The organism is Microbacterium halophytorum, assembly GCF_002970975.1.
GTDB classification, from domain to species: Bacteria; Actinomycetota; Actinomycetes; order Actinomycetales; family Microbacteriaceae; genus Microbacterium; species Microbacterium halophytorum.
The window spans coordinates 24,387-46,324 of sequence record NZ_PNFA01000007.1 but is presented as its reverse complement, the minus strand read 5'-3'; the positions used below and the strand labels follow the sequence as shown (position 1 = coordinate 46,324).

The 21,938-nt window shown below is 71.6% G+C and carries 20 protein-coding genes; 6 read left to right on the top strand and 14 right to left on the bottom strand.

What is annotated here, in order from left to right; translation table 11 throughout:
• Positions 1 to 117: 117 nt before the first annotated feature.
• The 4 genes from C0010_RS08585 to C0010_RS08570 form a co-directional block, all read right to left on the bottom strand.
• The gene (locus C0010_RS08585; protein WP_105566667.1) at positions 118 to 930 is read right to left on the bottom strand and encodes a response regulator; all 813 of its coding nucleotides are present in this window, start codon (positions 928 to 930) and stop codon (positions 118 to 120) included.
• Positions 927 to 2,450 (bottom strand): sensor histidine kinase, encoded by a 1,524-nt coding sequence (locus C0010_RS08580; RefSeq protein ID WP_232531866.1) that lies wholly within the window; start codon positions 2,448 to 2,450, stop codon positions 927 to 929. The genes C0010_RS08585 and C0010_RS08580 overlap by 4 nt, the downstream gene beginning before the upstream one ends.
• On the bottom strand, positions 2,447 to 3,292 hold the full coding sequence (locus C0010_RS08575) for an exodeoxyribonuclease III (RefSeq protein ID WP_105566666.1): 846 nt from the start codon (positions 3,290 to 3,292) through the stop codon (positions 2,447 to 2,449). Before C0010_RS08575 ends, C0010_RS08580 begins: the two co-directional genes overlap by 4 nt.
• Positions 3,293 to 3,483: 191 nt before the next feature.
• Complete coding sequence (locus C0010_RS08570) at positions 3,484 to 3,741, bottom strand: hypothetical protein (RefSeq protein WP_105566665.1); 258 nt, start codon at positions 3,739 to 3,741, stop codon at positions 3,484 to 3,486.
• Positions 3,742 to 3,886: 145 nt separating this feature from the next.
• On the opposite strand from C0010_RS08570, the gene pyrE reads away from it, so the two are divergent.
• On the top strand, positions 3,887 to 4,465 hold the full coding sequence (gene pyrE, locus C0010_RS08565; protein WP_105566664.1) for an orotate phosphoribosyltransferase: 579 nt from the start codon (positions 3,887 to 3,889) through the stop codon (positions 4,463 to 4,465).
• An 80-nt stretch (positions 4,466 to 4,545) separates the two neighbouring features.
• Positions 4,546 to 5,460 carry an ROK family protein gene (locus C0010_RS08560; protein ID WP_105566663.1) on the top strand — a complete coding sequence of 305 codons (915 nt, stop codon included), beginning with the start codon at positions 4,546 to 4,548 and terminating at the stop codon, positions 5,458 to 5,460.
• Positions 5,461 to 5,715: 255 nt separating this feature from the next.
• On the opposite strand, the gene C0010_RS08555 is transcribed toward C0010_RS08560, so the two are convergent.
• Positions 5,716 to 6,504 carry an HAD-IIA family hydrolase gene (locus C0010_RS08555; protein WP_105566662.1) on the bottom strand — a complete coding sequence of 263 codons (789 nt, stop codon included), beginning with the start codon at positions 6,502 to 6,504 and terminating at the stop codon, positions 5,716 to 5,718.
• A gap of 227 nt (positions 6,505 to 6,731) precedes the next feature.
• Here C0010_RS08555 and C0010_RS08550 point away from each other — a divergent pair, with 227 nt between their 5' ends.
• Positions 6,732 to 7,712: an SDR family NAD(P)-dependent oxidoreductase gene (locus tag C0010_RS08550; RefSeq protein ID WP_105566661.1), complete on the top strand. Its 981-nt coding sequence runs from the start codon at positions 6,732 to 6,734 to the stop codon at positions 7,710 to 7,712.
• 256 nt (positions 7,713 to 7,968) lie between these two features.
• Here C0010_RS08550 and nagE read toward each other — a convergent pair whose 3' ends face one another.
• The 8 genes from nagE to C0010_RS08510 all read right to left on the bottom strand — a co-directional run bounded on the left by nagE (position 7,969) and on the right by C0010_RS08510 (position 17,355).
• Positions 7,969 to 9,882: an N-acetylglucosamine-specific PTS transporter subunit IIBC gene (nagE, locus tag C0010_RS08545; RefSeq protein WP_105566660.1), complete on the bottom strand. Its 1,914-nt coding sequence runs from the start codon at positions 9,880 to 9,882 to the stop codon at positions 7,969 to 7,971.
• Positions 9,883 to 10,230: 348 nt separating this feature from the next.
• Positions 10,231 to 10,938, bottom strand: coding sequence for a GntR family transcriptional regulator (locus tag C0010_RS08540; RefSeq protein ID WP_105566659.1), 708 nt, complete (start codon positions 10,936 to 10,938; stop codon positions 10,231 to 10,233).
• Positions 10,939 to 11,200: 262 nt separating this feature from the next.
• Complete coding sequence (locus C0010_RS08535; protein WP_105566658.1) at positions 11,201 to 11,956, bottom strand: response regulator transcription factor; 756 nt, start codon at positions 11,954 to 11,956, stop codon at positions 11,201 to 11,203.
• Positions 11,957 to 12,059: 103 nt separating this feature from the next.
• Positions 12,060 to 13,406 (bottom strand): sensor histidine kinase, encoded by a 1,347-nt coding sequence (locus C0010_RS08530; RefSeq protein ID WP_105566657.1) that lies wholly within the window; start codon positions 13,404 to 13,406, stop codon positions 12,060 to 12,062.
• Between the two features lie 212 nt (positions 13,407 to 13,618).
• Positions 13,619 to 14,452 carry a hypothetical protein gene (locus C0010_RS08525; protein WP_105566656.1) on the bottom strand — a complete coding sequence of 278 codons (834 nt, stop codon included), beginning with the start codon at positions 14,450 to 14,452 and terminating at the stop codon, positions 13,619 to 13,621.
• Positions 14,453 to 14,477: 25 nt separating this feature from the next.
• Positions 14,478 to 15,395 (bottom strand): ABC transporter ATP-binding protein, encoded by a 918-nt coding sequence (locus C0010_RS08520; protein WP_105566655.1) that lies wholly within the window; start codon positions 15,393 to 15,395, stop codon positions 14,478 to 14,480.
• Between the two features lie 330 nt (positions 15,396 to 15,725).
• Complete coding sequence (locus C0010_RS08515; protein ID WP_105566654.1) at positions 15,726 to 16,328, bottom strand: metal-dependent transcriptional regulator; 603 nt, start codon at positions 16,326 to 16,328, stop codon at positions 15,726 to 15,728.
• 253 nt (positions 16,329 to 16,581) lie between these two features.
• Complete coding sequence (locus tag C0010_RS08510; protein WP_105566653.1) at positions 16,582 to 17,355, bottom strand: LysE/ArgO family amino acid transporter; 774 nt, start codon at positions 17,353 to 17,355, stop codon at positions 16,582 to 16,584.
• A 75-nt stretch (positions 17,356 to 17,430) separates the two neighbouring features.
• On the opposite strand from C0010_RS08510, the gene C0010_RS08505 reads away from it, so the two are divergent.
• A complete protein-coding gene (locus C0010_RS08505) occupies positions 17,431 to 18,318 on the top strand; it encodes a LysR family transcriptional regulator ArgP (RefSeq protein ID WP_105566652.1) in 888 nt (295 codons plus the stop codon).
• Between the two features lie 145 nt (positions 18,319 to 18,463).
• Here the strand turns inward: C0010_RS08505 and C0010_RS08500 are convergent, their stop codons facing one another.
• Entirely contained in the window at positions 18,464 to 19,486 is a 1,023-nt protein-coding gene (locus C0010_RS08500) for a LacI family DNA-binding transcriptional regulator (protein ID WP_105566651.1), read from the bottom strand.
• A gap of 178 nt (positions 19,487 to 19,664) precedes the next feature.
• Here C0010_RS08500 and C0010_RS08495 point away from each other — a divergent pair, with 178 nt between their 5' ends.
• A complete protein-coding gene (locus C0010_RS08495; RefSeq protein WP_105566650.1) occupies positions 19,665 to 20,966 on the top strand; it encodes an ABC transporter substrate-binding protein in 1,302 nt (433 codons plus the stop codon).
• Positions 20,967 to 21,036: 70 nt separating this feature from the next.
• Complete coding sequence (locus tag C0010_RS08490) at positions 21,037 to 21,936, top strand: carbohydrate ABC transporter permease (protein ID WP_105566649.1); 900 nt, start codon at positions 21,037 to 21,039, stop codon at positions 21,934 to 21,936.
• The last annotated feature ends 2 nt before the right edge of the window (positions 21,937 to 21,938 follow it).

The window sequence follows — 21,938 nt, the reverse complement described above, 5'->3', positions numbered from 1 at the left end:
ACAAACGACGCTCCGTGAATCGCGTTTGCAGCGTGGAGTTTGCGACCGCGGCGAAGTGGAGGTGGTGCGTCAGCGTGGGCCGGGGCCGCTGAGAGCGCCGCGCGAGGGCGATCCGCGTCAGGCGAAACCGTTGCGGTGGGCCCAGACGACCGCGGCGACGCGGTCGCGGGCGCCGAGCTTCAGCAGCACGTTTGAGACGTGGGTCTTCACGGTCGCGTCGCCGATGAACAGCTCCGCAGCGATCTCGGCGTTGCTCATCGCGCGGGCGAGGAGGCGCAGGACCTCCGCCTCCCGCTCCGTGAACGAGATCGCGGCGTGTGCCGTCGCGTTCACGGGGTCCGCCATCGGCCGGCCGTCCGCTGGTGATCCGGCCCCGGGCGGGGCTCCCGTGGTAGGGGGCGCGCCGGTCGCGGGACCGGGCGCGGCGGGCCCGCTCCCGCGCCCCCGCGCAGCCGTGCCCGTCCCGCCGTGCTGCGTGCCGTCGTGCGCCCCGGTTCCGCCGGTCGCGAAGCGCTCGATCACGCGACGCGTGACCTCGGGAGCAAGCAGCGCGTCCCCGGATGCCGCGGAGCGCGCGGCCTGAACGAGCTCCTCTGGGCCCGCGTTCTTCAGCAGGAAACCGCTCGCGCCCGCCTCCAGCGCCGAGAACAGGTAGTCGTCGCGATCGAAGGTCGTCACGATCACGATGCTCGGCCCGTCGTCGCCGAGCTCCGCCCGGATGAGCCTGGTCGCCTCGATGCCGTCGAGGTCGGGCATCTGGACGTCCATGAAGACCACGTCCGGACGCATGCCGCGCACGGCATGCAGCGCCTCGCGACCCGTCGCCGCCTCGCCGGAGACCGCGATGCCGCTGGCCTCGAGGATCATCCGGAACCCCATCCGCATGGTGCTGTGGTCGTCGACGAGCAGCACGCTGATCGGCGCGGTCATCGCCGCCCCTCCCCCGTCGGCTGTCCGTTCTCCCCGAGCGGGACGCTGACACGGACGAGGTAGCCGGATCGCTCCACCGCGCCCTCCCCTGCCGGTTCCCTACGGCCGAAATGGAGGACGCCGCCCATCGCCGTCGCGCGCTCGCGCATGCCGAGCTGGCCGATGCCGGGGCGGGCGCCCGCCCGCACGCGGCCGGTGTTGGTGACCTCGAGCTCGACGGCGTCCGACGCCCAGCGCAGGCGCACATCGGCGGCGGCGTGGGGGCCGCCGTGGCGCCTGGCGTTCGTCAGCGCCTCCTGGGCGATCCGGTACAGGTTCGTTTCGATCAGCGGGGTGAGCGGCACGGTGTCGCCGATCACGGCGAACGTCGTGCGCATCCCGGCCGCGTTCGCCTGCCGCGCGAGCTCCGCGATATCGGCCACGTGGAGGGCCGACGGCGTCGCGCCGCCGGAGGAGGGGTCACGGAGGGTGTCGAGCAGGTGGTGCAGCTCATCGATCGCGGTGCGGGCGTTCGACTCGACGCCCTTGAGGACTTCCTCCGCGGCATCCGGATCCGTCGCCATCACGGTACGGGCCGCGCCCGCCTGCACGCCCATGGCCGACACGTGGTGGCCGACGACGTCGTGGAGCTCCCTGGCGATGCGCACGCGGTCGAGCGCGACGGCCTGCTCGGCGGCGAGCTCGCGCTCCTCCTCGAGTTCGCGCGTCAGGCGCTGCAGCGACTGCCTGTTCAGGGCGGCGCGGAAGGCGTGGTCCCCCATGAAGTACGCCCCGGCGAAGTACGCGCCGTTGATGAGCCAGTTCAGCAGCATGAAGGCGACGAGCGGCGACATCGCGCCGGCTACGACCTCGGCGTCGTCAGCCGCGTCGCCGATGGACATGTACGTCGAGACGAGCAGCCAGACGGCCATGCCGACGATGATGATCGCACGGGCGGCGGCAGCGCGGCGTCGGTCGTTCGTCCACGCCCCGACGGTGTAGATCGCGATGAACATCGCAATGTTGCCCGCGAACATCTCGGGGATGTAGAAGGAGACCCCGAGGAAGTACGACGCGCAGACCACGAATGCGACCGTGATCGGGTATTTCTTGCGAACGGCGAGCGGGAGGCAGGTGCCGACGCTGAGCGGGATGACCCAGACCAGATCGGCCGTCTGCTCACCGTACGCCTCGCTGATGGACGACAGCGCGCCGCTGACGAGCGCGGCGATGAACATCCCGGCGGCCAGGGCGTAGTCCTGGCGGAGCTCGCGGCTCGTCGGCGCGGAGCGGGCGGGGGAGGAGGGCGTCGGCTCGGTGCGGGCGCTGTCGCCTGCTGGGGCGTCGGCGACGCCCGTCGCGGCGGGCTCGTCGGCGCTGGCGGCCGGCGGCGGGGCCGCGGGTGATCCGGCGTCGGCGCGGTCGATCTGCGGTGCCATGAGTTCACCGTAGGCCGTGGCGGGGGTCGTGCGCCTCCCCCTGGCGGCGGATGAGCCGAGGCGGCGTCTGCGGACGGGCGGCTCGTCGGTGTCGGTGCTCACCCGAAGATCATCGGAACGTCGAGGTCGTCGTCCTCGCCGCCCAGATCGAGATCGACCACGACCGGCACGTGGTCGCTCGGCTGCTCGCCCTTGCGCTCGTCGCGCTCGATCGACGCACCCGTGACGGCTTCGGCGAAGGCGGGGGAGCCGAGCACGAAGTCGATCCGGATGCCCTGGTCCTTCGGGAACTTCACCCGCTGGTAGTCCCAGTAGGTGTAGCCCGTCGGGATCAGGGGCCGCACGGTGTCGGTCAGCCCCGCGTCGAGCAGCGCCTGGAACGACTGGCGCTCGGCGGGGGACACGTGCGTCGAGACGCCCTCGACGATGTCGGGGTCGCCGTTGTCGGCATCCGTGGGGATGATGTTGAAGTCGCCGACGAGCGCGAGCGGCAGGTCGGGCCGCGCCGCGAGGGCGTCGGCGGTGTGCTGCCGCAGGGCCTCGAGCCAGCGCAGCTTATAGGCGTAGTGCGGGTCCTCGAGCGAGCGGCCGTTGGGCACGTACAGGCTCCAGACCTTCACCCCGCCCACGGTTGCGCCGAGTGCGCGGGCCTCCAGGGGGGCGTCGTCGCCCTCATACCCCTTCTTGAACCCCGGCATGCCGGTGAAGGCATATTCGATGTCCTCGATCGGTTCGCGGCTCGCGATCGCGACGCCGTTCCACTGGTTCAGACCGTGGGCTTCGACCTGGTAGCCGGCGGCCTCGAACTGCTCGTACGGGAACTGCTCCGGCTTGCACTTGATCTCCTGCATCGCCAGGACGTCGATGTCGGCGCGCTCGGCGAAGCCGACGATCCGATCCACGCGCGCCCGAACGGAGTTCACATTCCACGTCGCCAACCGCATGCGTCCCAGCCTAAGCGCGCGAGGGTGCCGTTCGCCGAACGCCGGTCCGGATCCGAAGCCGTCGGAGCGGGGCTCCGGCGTTCATCCGGAACACCCGCGGTTTCAGGTGCCGTCACATGCGGGTGAAACGACCGGCCTCAGACTCGCAAACGGCCGCACCTGAGCGGCGAAGCTTCCGAGGGGGCGTTGCCCTACTTTCGGGGGTCCGAGCCCCACTTGAGATTGTCGAAGAGGTTCGCGACCTGGGCGCGGTCGTACGCCTCGGCGCGGGGCGCCGTCGGGAAGTCGAGGTTCAGCAGCAGATCGGCGAACTGACGGTTCGCTCGCAGGCGGTCGGCGATCTTGTCGAGCACGTCGTCGACGTCCGCGCGCCGATACCCGTCCTTGAACATCCCGGGCTTCTTCAACGGGTGCGACGCGAGCCATTCCTCGAGGGGCTTGTCTGCCATGGCCCCAGCCTATGGGCGGAAGCTATGCGCGTGCGCCCGCGGTCTGCGTGCGTTCGTCTGCGGTGCGCCCCTACTGGCACGGGTGCGGGGTCATGGCCGCCTTGAGCGTGGCAGGGGAGGGGCGGGCTCTCGTAAGCTGGTGCGCATGGCCACCGCATCCACGCCGGCGCTCGAAGCCGACCGCCAGAACCTCATCGAGCTGATCAGGGCCGAGGCGGTGTTCCACGGCGACTTCACCCTTTCGAGCGGCAAGAAGGCGACGTACTACGTCGACATGCGCAAGCTCACCCTCGACCACCGCGCGGCTCCGGCGATCGGCCGCATCATGGGCGACCTGATCGCCGACATCGACGGCGTCGTGGCCGTCGGCGGCCTGACGCTCGGCGCCGACCCGATCGCGAACGCCGTCATGCACGCCTCCGCGGGCGGGGACCGTCCTCTCGACGCCTTCGTCGTGCGCAAGGAGCCGAAGGATCACGGCCGCGGCCGCCAGGTCGAGGGCGCCGAGGTCGCCGGTAAGCGCGTCGTCGTGCTCGAGGACACCTCGACGACGGGCCAGTCGGCGCTCAAGGCCGTCGAAGCCCTGCGCCGCGAGGGCGCGGAGATCGTCGCGGTCGCCGTGATCGTCGACCGGAAGACGGGTGCGCAGGCCGCCGTCGAGGCCGAGGGCCTCGAGTGGCGCGCCGCGATCGACCTCGACGACCTCGGCCTCGCGCCCCAGTAAGCCGTGGCACACGAAACGGTCGATGGCGGTCGCCCTGCGGCCGCGATGTTCTGCGACGCGGGCACGTCAAGGTGTGCGCCGTGACCGCATACGCACTCGCCCTCGACCTGGGCGGAACCAAGCTCGAGGGCGCCCTGGTCGACGCTGGGGGAGCGGCCCTCGCGACCAGCCGCAACCGCGTCGCGACCGGCCCCGATTCCACGCCGGAGTCGCTGACGGAGGCGTTCGAGGCCGTCGTGCGTCGCGCGATGGAGCACCTTCCGGATGGCGCCGACTTCGTCGGCACGGGCATCGGGAGCGCAGGCCCTGTCGATCTCGGTGCCGGCACGATCCATCCGGTCAATATGGTCCGAGCGCGCGGGTTCGACATCGTCTCGGCCGCGCGCGTGGCAGTGGGCGGCCAGGCCGATGTGCGCCTGCGCCTCGACGGCACGTGCTTCGCCCTCGCCGAGGCCCGCTGGGGCGCGGCGCAGCGCGCGCGCTCATCGATGGGCGTCGTCGTCTCGACGGGCGTCGGCGGCGGCATCGTGCTCGACGGACGCGCCGTCACCGGCGGCTCCGGCAACGCCGGCCACATCGGGCAGACGCACGTCGACCTGCGCGACCTGCCGGGCGGCCCGGCCGAACCCGCGACGGTCGAGACCCTCGCATCCGGCCCCAACATCGTGCGCTGGGCGCGCTCGCAGGGTTGGGTCGGTGAGACGGGGGAGGACCTCGCCCGCACGGCCGCGGCGGGGAACGCCGTGGCCAGGACCGCGATCGAGCGGTCGGCAGCCGTCGTCGGGCGAGCCTTCGCCGACGCAGCGATTCTCCTCGACCTCGAGACGATCGTCATCGGCGGCGGCTTCTCACACGTGTCACCCGACTACGTCGAGCTCGTGGGGGAGGCGCTGCGTGCCAGCGCCCCGCTCGACTACGCCCGCCGCGCCGCGGTCGTGCCCAGCGCCCTCGGCGGCGACGGCCCCCTGCTCGGCGCCGCGGCCCTGGTGCTGTAGCGGCCGCGTTCCGCTGGGTGCGGTCGCGGCCGTCCGATGCTCGCGGCGCATCGCGCCACCACCCACCGACCTGACCCAAACCTTCATCTCTGGCACATCTCCGGTGCGAACTGCGCCCGGAGATGTGCCAGAGATGAAGAGTTACCGGTCGCGGTCGCGCCCCATCCACCAGTGCCGGATGAACAGCACGAGCGACGTCGTGATGCTCAGGATCGCGATCGCGAAGATCCAGTCGCGCGGCTCCATCCGCTGCTCCTATTCCGCTGACTCGTCGTCGAGCAGCTCGGCGACCGACGGGAGGATCTCGTTCGGGCGGAACGGGAAGGGCACGATCGACTCCTCGTCGGAGATGCCCGTCAGCACCAGGACCGTGTGCAGGCCGGCCTCGATTCCCGCGACGATGTCGGTGTCCATCCGGTCGCCGATCATGCCCGTGACCTCGCTGTGCGCCCCGATGCGGTTCAGCGCCGAACGGAACATCATCGGGTTGGGCTTGCCGACGACGTAGGGCTCCTTGCCCGTGGCCTTCGTGATGAGCGCGTTGATGGCGCCCGTCGCGGGCAGGACGCCGTGCGTGCTCGGGCCCGTGGCGTCGGGATTGGTCGAGATGAATCGCGCGCCGTCGTTGATCAGCCGCACGGCCTTCGTGAGCGCCTCGAACGAGTAGTTGCGCGTCTCGCCGACGACAACGAACTCGGGGTCGTTCTCGGTCAGGATGAACCCGGCCTCGTGCAGCGCCGTGAGGATGCCGGCCTCGCCGATGACGAACGCCGTGCCGCCGGGGCTCTGCTGCTGCAGGAACGCTGCGGTCGCCATCGCCGACGTCCAGATGTTCTCCTCGGGGACCTCGATCCCGGATGTCCTGAGCCGAGCCGACAGGTCGCGCGGCGTGAAGATCGAGTTGTTCGTGAGCACGAGGTACGGCGTTCCGGTGGCGCGCCACTGCTCGAGCAGTTCGGCCGCGCCGGGGATCGCGGTCTCCTCATGGACGAGCACCCCGTCCATGTCGGTCAACCAGCACTCGATCTCGTCGCGTCGCCTCATGCGCCCAGCCTATGGGGAGTAGGTGTCGCGGGGGAGGCGCGGGTGTTTCGGGGGAGTGCGCGTTGTCGAAGCCCGGGGCATCCGGATTTGTGCCGTTGTCAACGTTCCACGCGTGACACCTCGACGACGGCACAAATCCATCGCGGTACGAGCACCCCGAACATCCGGTTTCGCCGGGTGCGCCGAGCCTGCGGGATGCCGGTCGCCCGCGGGGCTATGGTCGAGCCGTGAACCCCCGCCCGCGACAGCCGTGGGACCCGTCGAGCCTTCCCGATCTGACGGGCCGCACGTATCTCGTGACGGGTGCGAACGCCGGCCTCGGCTACTTCGCGAGCGAGCAGCTCGCCAGGGCGGGCGCGCACGTCGTGCTGAGCGGCCGCCACCCCAACCGCCTGCACGCCGCGCACGACGCGATCGAGGCGCGTGTACCGGGCGCGTCGGTCGAGACCCTGATCATCGACGTGGCGAACCCCGGGTCGGTTCGGTCGGCCGCCGCATCGCTCAAGGGCGGCCCGTTCTCGCGCAACCGGCTCGACGGGGTGCTGCTGAACGCCGGCATCGTGCACACGCCCAAGCATCGCCGCACGACGCGCGACGGGCGTGAGCTGGTGCTCGCGACGAACGCGCTCGGCCACTTCGTGCTGGCGGGCGAGCTCCTGACGACGCTCGCGAAGGGAGCTTCGCATCATCGACGGGGGCGCATGGTGTGGCTCGGCAGCATGTCGACCCGGATGGGCGCGCACGAACCCAAGGACATCCAGCTCGAGAAGAACTACGGCGCGTGGCGCGCCTACGTGCAGTCGAAGGTCGTCGTGCAGGCGCTCGCGCTCGAGGCCGATGCGCGGCTGCGCGACGCCGACGTGCCCGTCGACAGCGTCCTCGCGCACCCCGGATACTCGATCGGCGGCCGCACGCCGGAGGTCGCGGGCGTGAACCAGCCCAGCGCATGGAAGAGGTTCCGCGACGGGCTCCAGTCGCCCGTCGCCCAGGGCAAGCAGCACGGCGCGTGGGCTCCCGTGCGGGCGCTCGTCGACCCGGATGTCACCGGCGGCGACTACATCGGCCCGCGGTTCCTGACGCGCGGCGCCCCCGTCGTCGTGACGCCGTCGTCTACGTCCCGCGACCCCGAGGTGCGCGAGAAGGTGTGGGCCCGCTGCGAGGAGCTCACGGGCGTGCGCTGGCCGTTCGCGAAAGCCGCGCGGCGCTGAGCGGAGCCGGCCCGGGCAAGGCGATCGCCGTCGCCGGGCGCGTCGTCGAGTCGTCGGACGCGCGGAACGGCCGCCGCGGTCGCAGATGTCGTGCAGCGTGAGGGATCGATGCCGCGGACGTTGTCACGGCGGCGGTCGGGCACGTGTCGCGGGCGGGCGGCCGCGAGGGTGCGACACCGTCGTGCGGGGCGTGCAGATGCGCGTGTGCCGCGGCGACCCGGAGGTCACCGCGGCACACGCGCATCTGCGGAGCGGATCAGCGCAGGCCGACCACCGCATCCGGGGCGTTCAGCACCACGATCGGCGTGACGGTCGGGTGACCGGCGGCGCGCACCTTGGCGAGGTCCACGCGCACGAGGGGCGTGCCCTCGTCGACGACGTCGCCGGCGGAGACGAGGGCCTCGAAGCCGTCGCCGCCCATCTCGACCGTGTCGAGGCCGATGTGGATGAGCACCTCGGTGCCGTCGTCGAGCACGAGCCCCACGGCGTGGCCCGTCGGGAAGATCGTCTCGACCCTGCCGGCGCCCGGCGCCACGACGGTGTCGCCCGTCGGCTCGACGGCGACGCCAGGGCCGAGCGTCGCCTGGGCGAACGCCTCATCCGGAACCTCGCTCAGCGGCACGATCGTGCCGGCGATCGGCTGGCGCAGCACGACGGCGCGCGGCGGGGCGGCCACGGCGACCGCGCCACCGGCCGGAGCGGCGGGGGCCGCCGGGGCGGTGGTCGGCACCTCGGCGCCGGCCATGACCTGTTCCATGGCGTCCTTGACGAACTGCACGTTCAGGCCGTAGACGACCTGCACCGATTGGCCGCCGGCCTTCATCGTGCCCGTCGCGCCGGCGCGCTTGAGCGCCTGCTCGTCGACCTTCGTGGTGTCGCCGATCTCCATGCGCAGCCGGGTCGCGCAGTTGTCGAGCTCGAGGATGTTCTCCTTGCCGCCGAGCGCCTCGATGAACGCGGCGCCCGTGGCGAGGTAGCCGGCGTCGGAGGTGTCGACGGCCTCGTCCTGGACGTCCTCGTCGTCTTCGCGACCGGGCGTCTTGAGCCGGAACCGCAGGATGAGCCAGCGGAAGACGAGGAAGTAGATCACGAACCAGATGGCGCCCAGGACGAAGATCATCCAGGGGTTCTCGGCCATCGGGTTCACCCAGCCGAGCACGAGGTCGATGAAGCCGCCCGAGAACCCGAAGCCCATCCGGACGGGCAGGATCGTCGCGATGGCCATCGAGATGCCGGTGAACAGCGCGTGGACGACGTAGAGCCACGGAGCGAGGAACATGAACGAGAACTCGAGCGGCTCGGTCACGCCGACGAAGAACGACGACACCGCCGCCGAGAGCAGGATGCCCGCCGCGATCTTCTTGCGCTTGGTCTTCGCCGTCACGTACATCGCGAGCGCCGCGCCGGGCAGGCCGAGCATCATGATCGGGAAGAAGCCCGTCATGTACTGGCCCGTGACGCCGTAGGTGCCCTCGCCCGCCAGGAAGTTGTTCAGGTCGTTGATGCCGGCGACGTCGAACCAGAACACCGAGTTCAGCGCGTGGTGCAGGCCGAACGGGATGAGAAGGCGGTTCAGGAAGCCGTAGATGCCGGTGCCGAATGCGCCGAGCGTGACGATCCACTCGCCGAAGCCGACGAGCCCGCCGTAGACGAACGGCCACACGAAGTAGAGAACGAGGGCCAGGATGAGCGAGGCGGCGGCGGTGACGATCGCGACCGAGCGCTTGCCCGAGAAGAACGACAGCCAGTCGGGCAGCTTCACGTCCTTGAAGCGGTTGTAGCACGCGGCGCCGATGAGGCCCGCGATGATGCCCGTGAAGGCGTTCTCGATGTTGGCGAACGCCGGGTTGACGTCGTCGACCTCGATGCCCTGGAACACGGCGACGGCGTCGGGGTTGAGCATCGTCGTGATGACGAGCCATGACACGAGGCCCGCGAGCGCCGATGTGCCGTCGGTCTTGCGCGCCATGCCGATCGAGACACCGATCGCGAACAGGAGGGCGAGGTTGTCGAGCAGGGCGCCGCCCGCCGTGCTGAAGATCGCCGAGACGAGGTTCGCCTCGCCGACCGCGTTCTCGATCCAGTAGCCGATGCCCGAGAGGATCGCGGCGACCGGGAGGACCGCGACCGGCAGCATCAGCGACCTGCCGAGGCGTTGGAAGAACTTCATAGTGAACATCTCCGTCGATGGGGAAGAGGGCCGAGCAGGAGTGTACGCGGAAAAGTCGCTCTGGTCTAGACCGGACATGCGCGACGGTATCGAGGGTGCGGTTTATGCCCGGTCAGGAGATAGTTCCGGATGCGTGGCCAGATGTGCTCCCGATGCAGGGGCCGCGTGCGGATGCACCGCGCGGTGTGCGTGCGGGCGACATCGGGTCGGCGCCGTGAGCGGCGCGAAGCCGGCTTCCGCTCGGGTGGCACCGGGCCCGTGTCCCCGTGTCGACGCCACCGGCGAGCGGTTCGCCGGCCAGTGGTCGATCGTGGCGGGTCGGCGTCGGATGGCGACCTCGGGCCGCGGTCAGGCCGCCGTGACCTCCGTGAGCCGAAAGGAGAGCTCGTACTGGTCGGCGGGGAACGTCACGGTGGCGTACTCGAGCGGCTGCCCCTGCGCGAACGCCGATCGCGTGAGGCGGAGCACGGGCATCGCGGGCGACAGCGCCAGCGCCTCGATCTCATCGTCGTCGGGGAGCGCGGCGGTGACGAGCTCGAGCCCGTCCGTCGGCGCGAGGCCGAGCCCCGCATACAGCTGATAAAGGCTGCCCGCCGCCTGCTCCTCGTCGAGGTCGGGCAGCAGCGTGGGCGAGAGCCACGTCTCCTCGAGCGCCAGCGGCCGCCCGTCGCCCAGGCGGATGCGGCGGAGGTGCGTGACCGGCACGTCGTCGTCGACGCCGAGGTGCGCACCCGCCTCCGGCGGCCTGTCGGTGTCGCGGGCGAGGTGCAGCATCCGGGAGGTCGGTGCCATGCCGTGCTCGCGCACCGTCTCGGCGAAGGAGCGGAGCCCGACGCGAAGCCCGACGGCGGATGGCAGCCGTTCGGTGCCGACGCCGGGGCGCGTGCGGAGGAGGCCCTCGCGAGTGAGCGCGTCGATCGCGCTGCGCACCGTCATCCGGGCGACGCCGAGCTGCTCGGCCAGGGCGCGCTCCGGGGGGAGCAGGTCGCCGGGTGCGACCCGCATCGCGATCTGCCTGAGCCGCTCGGTCGTCGACCCTCGTCGCTGCTTCGTCATCGGCTACGAGTCTACGGAGCCGCGCGCGGCGCTCCGCGGGAACACTCCGCACCGCAGCCCCGCGGTCTAGACCGAAGGCAGGCCGGCTCGCCCCCGGTCCGACCCCGCGTATGACCTGCGGCGGCGGCCCGACAGGAGCACCGCCCCGGTCGCAGATGACGCGCTCCGAGGGCGACCCGAAGCGCGGATGTTGTCACTTCGGCGGAGGTGCGCGGCGGGCGACGGGCCCTGCGTGCGGCCGCGGGCGCGGCGGCGGCGCGGTTCAGCCCGCGAGGCCGGCCTCGTACGCCAGGATCACGAGGTGCACGCGGTCGCGCGCGCCGAGCTTGTGCAGCAGGCGGCCGATGTGGGTCTTCACGGTCGACGGCGAGAGGAAGAAGCGCTCGGCGAGCTCATCGTTCGACAGGCCCTCCGCTACGGCGGCGAGGATCTCGCGCTCGCGCGGCGTGAGCGCGTCGAGGGCGTGGCCGGCCCCCGATGCGTTCGCCGCAGGGCCCGGTGCGGCCGCGGTTCCGCCGCGGTCGGCGGGCGCCGCGCCGGGAGAAACCGAACTGCGGGCTTCGCCCTGCACGCCCCCGCCCGGCGCCGCGGCGAACTGCTGCATCAGCTTGCGCGTCACGCTCGGGGCGAGCACGGCGTCGCCGGAGTGCACGGCACGGATGGCCGCGAGCAGGTCGTCGGGCCGGGCGTCCTTGAGCAGGAATCCGCTGGCCCCCGCGCGTATGGCCGCGAAGGCATACTCGTCGAGGTCGAAGGTCGTCAGGACGAGCACCCGGGGCGCGCCGCCCGCCGCGACGATCCGCTCGGTCGCCGCGATCCCGTCGAGCTCGGGCATGCGGACGTCCATCAGCACGACGTCGATAGCACCGGGGTCGAGCTCGGTCGCCTCACGGCCGTTCGTCGCCTCGGCCACGACCTCGATGTCGGGCTGGACCTCGAGCACCATGCGCAGGCCCATTCGGATGAGCTCCTGGTCGTCGGCGATCGCGACCCGGATGGGCGGTGCGGTCTCGGTCATATCGTCTCCTGTTCGGCGCGCGCGTGGTCTGAAGTATGTGCGGAGAAGCCGGGTGTCGGCGAGATGCTCAGATCGGCGTGAAAGCGGACGTGCTCCCGACCGCTCATCGTTCTCCCTTCGGGAGCACGGCGTGCAGCCGCCAGCCCCCGGTCGGCGTCGGTCCCGCGTCGGCCGAGCCGCCATGGAGGCCGGCGCGCTCGCGCACGCCGATCAGGCCCCGCCCCGCGCCCACGATGCGCTCCCGCGCCCCCGTCGGCGGCTGCGGTGACGAGGCCGGTCCGCTCCGCGGGGGCGTGGTCGGCGCTGTCGGCCCCGCCTCGCGGCTCTCGGGGCCGCCCGCGGCGCGCCCGTTCTCGATCGTGATCGTCACGGCATCCGGGGCGTTGTCGAGCTCGACCTCGACGCGCGAGGCACCCGGGGCGTGCCGGAGGACGTTGGTGAGGCCCTCCTGGATGATCCGGTATGCCGTGAGCGGAATGTCTGCGCGCATATCGTCGGCCCCGTCGAGCGGAGGGCCGGAGTGCGTCCATCGCACGGGCACCCCGGCCTCGCGGAACCCCTCGACGAGCGCGTCGAGGTCGGCGGCGGATGGCTGGGGAGCCAGCTCGGCGGGGGCGTCCGGGTCGCGGAGCAGGCCCAACAGGCGGCGCATGTCGGCGAGGGCGTCGCGGCCGGCCGATGCGACGGTGCGCATCGCGTCGGGTGCGCCGGGTGCACCCGATTCTGCGCGCGCTGCCGCGCCCTCGGAGAGCGTGATCATGACGGTGAGGCCGTGCGAAACGATGTCGTGCATCTCGCGCGCGACGCGGGCCCGCTCCTCCGTCACGGCGAGCCGTGCGCGCTGGTCGCGCTCGCGGGCGAGGTCCTCGGCCCTCGCGATGATCGCGGCGATGTAGCGCCTCCGGTTGCCGACCGAGAGGCCGATCAGCGTGGGCACCAGATAGAAGATCACGATCGGCGTGCCTATCGCCGCGGGCAGCGCGTCGTCGCCGTCGACCGCGGCGCTGAGGAAGGCCGCGGCGACCGAGGCGACGGCCACGAAGCCGAAGCCCAGCCACATCCGGCGCGTGGTCGTGTGCACGCCGAGTGAGTAGAGCAGCACGAAGGTGTCGGCCCAGCCGCCCGTGACCATGTCCGTGGGGAGGAACGCCGCTGCGATCGGCAGCAGGCCGACCGCGATCGCGCCCGCGAGCGGGAAGCGGCGGCGCAGGATGAGGGCGACGAAGCCCACGACGCAGACGACGAGGACCCAGACCACGTCGATCGGCCCCGCCGTGCCCGTGGCCGGGAGCACGAGCCCGATCACGAGCAGCGGTGCCTGGCAGAGGACAGCGAGCGTCCAGTCGACGGTCTTCGGGTGGCGTTCGAGCCAGCGCTGGAGGGCGCCGGGCGGGCGCGGCAGCGCGAGATCGGCCGCAGGGCCGTCCGCTGCCGGTGTGCGCTTCGCCATGGTGTTGACCTTACGGGTTCGGGGGTGGCGGGCGCGGCTGGATCACAGCGCAGTCGAATCCGGGTGCTTCGGCCGTGGCACCCGCGTTGTTCTGCTGCTCGCGGTGGACGCGCAGCGGATTCTGACTGCGTTCTGCCCGCAGACCGGCGGCCCCGCCGGGGAAGGCGGGGCCGCCGGTGGCCCGTACGGGGCGGATGCCCCGAGCGGCAGGATTACGCGTCGCGGGAGCGCTCGACGGCCATGGCGATGCCGAGTGTCGCGGCGGGCCAGGCGATCGTGAGACCGATGTCGGTCCAGAGCTCGCCGTTCAGGCCGGTGAAGGGCACCACGAGCTGCTCGCCCGAGGTGGACAGCAGGTAGTCCGCCACCGTCGGGGCCCAGTCGAACGGCAGCATCATCAGCACCGTCGGCAGCATCAGCAGGTACACGAGCGCGATCAGGATCGCCCAGGTCTCGCTGCGCAGCAGCACGCCGATGCCCAGGGCGAAGACGGCGCACGCCGCGACGTAGAAGGAGGCGCCGATCGCCGGCAGCACGACGTCCGTTGCGAACGACTCGATGCCGAGGGGGTTGCCGAAGATGCCGAGCACGATCGCGACGCCCGTCGCCGACAGCGCCATCGCGATGAGGGCCGCGGCGAACGACGCGGCGCCGATGACGACGGCCTTCGCACCGATCTGGCCGACGCGGCGGGGCGCCGCGGCGAGCAGCGTGCGGTGGGCGCCCGTGGAGCGCTCCTTCGCATAGAACGACACGGCGGTCAGAACCGCGACGATCATCGCGATCGAGTAGGTGTTGACGCTGAGCGACGTGTAGTCGGGGAGCATGGTCTGCCCGCCCGAGCCCTCGTAGCTGATCGAGATCATCAGGGCGAACAGGGTCGACAGGCCGGCCGTCGCGAGAACGCCCAGCACGAGCGCGACGATGTTGCCGCGCAGCGTGGACAGGGTGATCCACTGCGAACGGACCAGTCGCCCGAAGGTGAGGCGCGCGCCGTCGTGCGTCGCGCGGCGGGCGGGGGCGGGTGCAGTTGTTGCGGTAGTCATTGTTCTCTCCGTAGCGGGGCGGCCGTCAGGCGGCGATCGCGGCTTCGTTGCTGTGGTACTCGGTGGCGTCGCCCGTGAGAGCGAGGTAGGCGTCTTCGAGCGACACCGTGAGCGGCGTGAGCTCGTGCAGCTCGAGCCCCGCGGCGATCGCCGAGTGGGCGATGCGGGCCGCGGGCACGCCCGTGACCTCGACGACATCCGGTGCCGTGGTCGTCACCGTGACGCCCTCGGAGGACAGCAGCGGGGCGAGGCGGCCCGCGTCGGAGACTCGGACGCGGGTGCGCTCGGCCCCGCCGCCGATGAAGTCGCCGACGGGGGCATCCGCGAGCACGCGGCCCTTGCCGAGCACGATGATGTGGTCGGCCGTCTGCGCCATCTCGCTCATCAGATGCGACGACAGGAACACGGTGCGGCCCTCGGCGGCGAGCGACCGGACGAAGCGGCGCACCCAGTGCACGCCCTCGGGGTCGAGGCCGTTGACCGGCTCGTCGAAGATCAGGGTGTGCGGGTCGCCCAGCATGGTCGCGGCGATGCCGAGGCGCTGGTGCATGCCGAGTGAGAAGCCGCCCACGCGCTTCCCCGCGACGTCGGCCATGCCCGTCATGTCGAGGACCTCGCGCACGCGCTTCGCATCGATGCCGTGCGTCGCCGCGAGCATCCTGAGGTGGCTCTCGGCCGTGCGGCCGGGGTGGAGCGCCTTCGCGTCGAGGAGCGCCCCGACCTCGGTCAGGGGTGCGGGGGACTGGACGAACGGGCGGCCGGCGACCGTGACGCTGCCCGAGTCCGGGGTGTCGAGCCCGACCACCATGCGCATTGTCGTCGACTTGCCGGCGCCGTTCGGGCCGAGGAAGCCGGTGACCTGGCCGGGGCGGGCGGTGAACGTTGCGCCGTCGACGGCGGTCTTGCTGCCGAAGCGCTTGGTGAGGTTCTCTGCTGTGATCATGTCTTCGACGCTACGGAGCGCCGGAGACGAGCACATCAGCCCCCGCTCCGATCTTGGCGGCAGGCGGTGTCATCCCGGGGTACTACTCCGGATGGGCGATGCGACTGGGCGGCGCGGGTGGGACTCGATGCCATTCGACGCCCGGCGGCGCTTTCCACGGACGGAGGCGTCGCCGGCAGACGCACCGAAGTCTCACGGACGGCCCGCGTGATCGCGCCGCGAAGGGGCCGAAGTTGCGACTGCGACACTCACGGGCGCGTCGAGGTGGCAAGTGCGGCCCCCAACGCGCCCACGAGGGGCGACGACTGCGACCGCGACGTGAGCGTGGGGCTATGCGGACAGCCAGATCGCGTGCTCCGCGCCGGGCGGTACGGGGTCGCCGGCGCGGTGCGTCGCGCCGACCGCGAGCCCCGCGGCCTCGATCGCCCGGAGCAATTCGGGGTCGCGGTCGCTCACCCGCAGAACGCGGCCCGCGTGGCCCTCGGTGGCCTCGGCGAGCAGGACGAAGGGCTCGCGCGCGACGTGCCCCGCGGCATCCGGGATCGCGTCGCCGTGCGGGTCGAACCGCGGTCGGCCCAGGCGGTCGTCGATCTTCTCGAGCAGCCGGTCACTGATCGCGTGCTCGAGGATCTCGGCCTCGTCGTGCACCTCGTCCCACGCGTAGTCGAACTCGCGCACGAGCCAGGTCTCGATGAGTCGGTGGCGGCGCGTCATCTCGAGCGCGCGCTTCTCGCCCGCCTCGCTCAGCCGCACGGCCCGGTACGGCTCGTGCACCACCAGGCCCTGCTTCGCGAGCTTCTTCACCATCTCGGTCACGCTCGACGGGGCGACGCCGAGGCTCGCCGCGAGCACCGAAGGCGTGATCGGGTCATCCTGCCACTCGGTGTGCGCGTAGATCGTCTTCAGATAGTCGTCGATCGCAGGCGAGGCCACCCGACCAGGCTACGCGGTCGGTGTTCGGGGTTTCCGGATGGCGCGGCTCGCGCCGAGCGCCGGCGCCATGTGCTCCGGATCCGACCGGGGCATCCGCGCGTCGGAGCCCGGATCCCGGTGGCGGGCTTCGGGATGCGACGGCCTTCGCCGCGTGCGCCGGGCGCAACGACAGCGCCTCCGCAGTGCCCACCGCGCCCGGTGCGACAGTCATTCGGGATGCGAGCGGCGGGAGCGCTCGTGCCGCGCGGTTCCGTCAGAGAGCGATCGCGACCGCGAGGCCGAGCATCATGACGGCGACGCCGGCGTCGAGGATGCGCCAGGAACGAGGGGAGCGCAGCCAGCGGGCGGCGAAGCGGGCCGCGAAGGTGATGAACGCGAACCACACGGCGCTGCCGAGGATCGCGCCGATCGCGAACGGCGCGGCCGCGTACGAGGTCGAGATCGAACCGAGCATCAGCACGGTGTCGAGGTAGGTGTGCGGGTTCAGCCAGGTGATCGCGAGGCACGTCAGCACGGCGGGGAGGAGCAGGCCCGCCCGGCGGGGGCGCTCGAGCGTGGCGGTCGCCGCCGTTCCCGGGTGCGCGGGGGCGGTTCCGGGCACCGCGGTGCCCGTGGCGTGCGAGCCATCGGCCTCGAGTGCGAGTTCCTCATCGCGGGCGTCGCCCGGCGCCCGGCCGCCCCGGGCATCCGGAGCATCCGCGGTGCCCGTCGCATCGATCGCCTCTCCCGTGCCGCGGATCGCGCGCCACGCGGCGAACAGGCCGTAGCCCGCGAGGAAGACCACGCCCGCCCAACGGGCGGCGTCGAACAGCCAGGGCACGGCCTCGACCGCGGCGCCGAAGCCCGCGACGCCCGCGGAGATGAGTACGACGTCGCTCGCCAGGCACACGAGCGCCAGCACGATCGCGTGGCGGCGGCCGCCGGAGGCGTGCCGGATGCCCTCGCGCAGGAGGAACACGTTCTGCGCCCCCGGCGCGGCGATGAGCGAAAGCGAGAGGCCGAGGCCGGCGAGAGGAGAGGTGAGCACCCGACCATGCTTCGCCCGTTCGTGCCAGAATCAAAAGCAGATGCGGATCATCGAAAGCCTGTGAAGGAGTGCTTCATGTGGATCGCGCCCGAGCTCGCCGCGACCGTGGCGGCGATCGTCGACGAGCGCTCGTTCGAGGCCGCCGCGCGGCGGCTGCGGATCTCACCATCGGCGGTCAGCCAGCGGCTGCGCGCGCTGGAGTCGCAGCTCGGGACGGTGCTGATCATCCGGTCGCGCCCGGTGCGGGCCACGACTGCCGGTGCGACGATCGTGCGGCTGGCGCGGCAGTACGCGGTGATCGCGCACGAGGCGACGGTCGAGCTCGGGCTCGAGAGGCGCGATCGGATGCACGTGCCCATCGCCGTGAACGCCGACTCGCTGTCGCTGTGGCTGCTGCCGGCGCTCGAGGCGGTCACGCACGAGCACGATGTCACGTTCGAGCTGCTCCGCGAAGACGAGAGCCATACGGCTGCCCTGCTGGAGTCGGGCGCCGCGCTCGCCGCGATCACGTCGCAGGAGCGACCGATCGCCGGATGCGACGTGACGCCCCTCGGGGCGACGGAGTACGTCGCGGTCGCGACGCCGGGGTTCGTCGCGCGCTGGTTCTCGGGTGGGGTCGCGGCGGACGCGCTCGCCGCGGCGCCGGTGATCGAGTTCGACCGCTCCGACGACATCCAGTCGGAGTGGCTCCGCGCGAACGGTGTCGACCCGGATGCGCCCCCGCGGCACTACGTGCCGGCGTCTGAGGACTACGCGGCCGCGGTGCGTCTCGGCATGGGCTGGGGCATGCTCCCGCCCGCACACGCCGAGGATGCGCTGACCCGCGGCGCGCTCGTCGCGATCGGCCCGCCCGACCTCGCCGAACCCTTGTTCTGGCAGCAGTGGAACCTGTCGTCGCCGGCGCTGGAGGCCATCCGGGGCTCGGTGGTGCGGCACGCGCGGGCGGCGCTGGCGCAGGGGTGACGGTAGCGCGGACCCGGACGTCGACGCCCCGGTGCTGCGCACAATGCAGTCGATCTGGGCGGTTAGCACCCGCGTCGCGGTGAACCGCGACCTGTTGCTGCGAATCGACTGCGTTGTGCGCCGGGCTGAGTCGTCGCGTGCGGCGTCAGCGGAAGGCGACGGTCGAGCCCCGGATGACGGTGCTGACGGGGAGGCGGTGCACGCCGGGGGCCGCATCGCGGTCGTCGAGCGCGTCGAAGATGAACTGCGCCGCGGCGCGGCCGAGGGTCTGCAGGCCCGCATCGACGCTGCTGAGCTCGGGCCTGGCGTTCTCCGCGAGCAGCGACCAGTTGTCGTAGCCCATCACCGCGACGTCCTCCGGCACCCGGCGCCCGACGTCGCGGGCGGTGTCGAGCACGCCCCGCGCGACCTGGTCGGAGCCGCAGAAGACGGCGTCGACTTCCGGATGGCGCTCGAACAGGAGGGCGGCGGCCGAGCGGCCCCAGCGCTCGCTCCATTCCGAGAGCATGGGCGGCGCCACGAGCTCGAGGCCGGCGGCCGCGAGGGCCTGCTCGGCGCCGACGATGCGATCGCGCGTCGCGGCGTAGCTCGGGTCGCCGCCGATGTGCGCGATGCGGGTCCGGCCGCACGCGAGGAGATGCTCGATCGCCTGCCGCCCTCCCGCGACGTTGTCGGGGGTGAGCGAGAGGTCGCGGGCGTCGTCGGACGGCGCGTACGCGTAGACGACGGGCACGGGAAGCTCGTGGCCGAGGCTCGTGCGCGGATTCGTCGTGTCGCCGACGACGATGATGCCGTCGACCCGGCGGCTGAGCAGCGCGCGCAGGTGGTGTTGCTCCCGCACGCTGTCGCCGCGCGCGTCGCAGAGGAACACGTCGATCTTGCCGGCGCCGAGGGCGTCCTCCGCGCCCATCAGGATCGGGATCATGAAGCGGCCGTCGAGGTCGCTCGTGAGCAGCCCGACGGTGCCCGTCCGGCCCGCTGTCAGGCCTCGCGCCACGGCGTTGGGCGTGAAGCCGACCTCCTCGGCCGCCTGGAGCACGCGCTCCCTCGTGCGGGCCGCGACGTCGCTGCGGCCGTTGAGCGCCTTCGAGGCTGTCGCCAGCGAGACCCCGGCCCGCTCCGACACGTCGCTGAGCGTCGCCGCCCGTTTCGAAGATTTCGCCGTCATGACTCCAGGGTGCCATGGCAACGATTCGAAAACGGTATCTGGCGCCGATTGATTCGAAGACTTGACGCCCTGATGTATCAGCTCTAGCCTGATCGAAAGGCATTTCGAAAACGTCCCCGCCTTTGTGAGCAGCACAGCAACCAGGCGCTGGGCTGTCGACTCGATGAGGAGCCAGCACATGAAGACCACACCTGCCCGATCGGCGCTCCGCAGAGCCGCCGCCATCACAGCCGTCGGCGCCGTCGCGCTCGGCCTCGCCGCCTGCTCGGGCGGCGGGGCCGGCGGCGCCGTCGACGCCGAGGAGATCCCCGTCGAGGGGGTCGACGACGGCTCGACGCTGACGCTGTGGACCCGCGCGCCCATCGAGGCACAGGCCCACCTGCTCGTCGATGCGTACAACGAGACCCACGAGAACCAGGTCGAGCTCACGGTCGTCCCCAACGACGACTACGTCGCGAAGGTCGGGGCAGCGGCGGGTTCGGGGGAGCTGCCCGACCTGTTCGCGGCCGACGTCGTCTATGTGCCGAACTGGGCCGACCAGGGACTGTTCGCCGACATGGCACCGCTGATAGACGGCCTCGACTACGCCGACCAGATCAACGAGGGACACATGCGGGCCGGAACGATCGACGACGCTGAGTACACGCTGCCGTTCGTGCTCGACCTCTCGGTGATGATGTGGAACAAGGACCTCGTCGAGCAGGCCGGTTTCGACCCAGAGCAGGCCCCGGAGACCCTCGCCGACTTCGCCGAGATCGCACGGGCCGTCGACGGGCTCGGGCTCGACGGCGTCTCCGGCACGGCGACGGGGCTGAACTGCGGCGGATGCCTCGTCTTCACCTGGTTCCCGTCCGTCTGGGCATCCGGTGAAGAGGTGCTCAGCGAGGACGGCACGGAGTCGCTGCTCGACGCCGAGGTCCCCGCCGAGATCTACGACACCTGGCGCGGTCTCGCGGAGGACGGCGTCCTCGCCCCCGGTTCGGAGGACGAGACGGGCGCGACCTGGGTCGCCGCGTTCCAGGAGGGCAAGGTCGGCATCATGCCGTACCCGGCCACGCTCCTGCCGGCGCTCGAGTTCGACGCCGGCGTCGCGGGGATCCCCGGCGTCGACGGCGGGGCGTCGACCTTCGTCGGCGGCGACAGCATCGGCATCTCGAAGGACTCCGAGCTCGCCCCGCAGGCATGGAACTTCCTGTCGTGGCTGATGTCGGAGGACGCACAGGTCGACGTGCTCGCGGCCGGTGGGAACGCCGTCTCCCGCGCCGACCTGACCGACAACGAATACGCGTCGGAGGACCCGCGCCTCGTCGCGATCAATGAGGTCGCGACGCAGGGCTCGACGCCCGTCGCCCGCAATTTCCAGCAGGCTTTCAACGCCGTCGGGAGCCCGTGGGTGACGCTCGTCCGCAACGCCGTGCTCGGCGATGGCGGCACGCTCGAGGACGACAACGCCCTCATCGACGAGATCCTCGCCCAGTAGTTCCGACCAGGGTGCCCCGGCGGCCCGCGGCCGCCGGGGCACCCCCATCCTCCCCGCGCAAAGGACACCTATGACCACCGATGCCCCGTCGCCGCGGATCCGCAGGATCCGGCGCAGAGAGGCGCTCCAGGGCTGGCTGTACGCCGCCCCCACGGCGCTCTTCGTCGGCGTCCTGTTCGTCATCCCCCTCATCCTCGTCGCCGTGATGTCGTTCGCCGACTGGCCGCTGTTCGCCGGTTTCCGCGGCTGGAACGTGCCCGAGAACTACGTCACGGCGGTGAACAACCGCCTGTTCTGGCAGGCCGTCCGGTTCACGATCCTCTACACCGTCGTCGCGACGGTGCTGCTCATCGGTCTCGGCCTGGGGCTGGCGCTCCTCGTGCAGGAGTCGTCGCGCTGGCGTTCGTTCCTGCGCACGGCGTTCCTCATCCCGAGCGCCCTGGGGCTCGCATCGGCGTCGCTGCTGTTCTACGTGCTGTATTCGCCGCTGGCCGGCCCGTTCGCCGACTGGATGCAGGCGGCCGACTTCACGATCCTCGGCACCCCGGCAAGCGCGCTGTGGGCGACCGTGTTCCTCATCGTGTGGCGCTTCACCGGCTTCTACATGCTGCTCCTCCTCGTCGGGCTGCAAGCCATCCCCGGCGACGTGTACGAGGCGGCCCGGATCGACGGTTCCAGCCGCTGGCAGACCTTCATCCACATCACGGTCCCTCTGCTTCGCTCGACGTTCGCGCTGACGATCGTGATGTGCGTGACCGGTTCGCTGCTCGCGTTCGAGCAGTTCTACATCCTGACCAAGGGCGGCCCCGACAACAGCACGATGACGGTCGTGCAGTTGATGTACTCGATGGCCTTCCAAGGGCAGAACGACCTCGGCGTCTCCGGCGCCCTGTCCGTGATCGTGCTCCTCGCGCTGGTCGCGATCAACATCTTCCAGCTGCGGGTGCTCCGCGGCCGAGAGGGGAGCTGAGC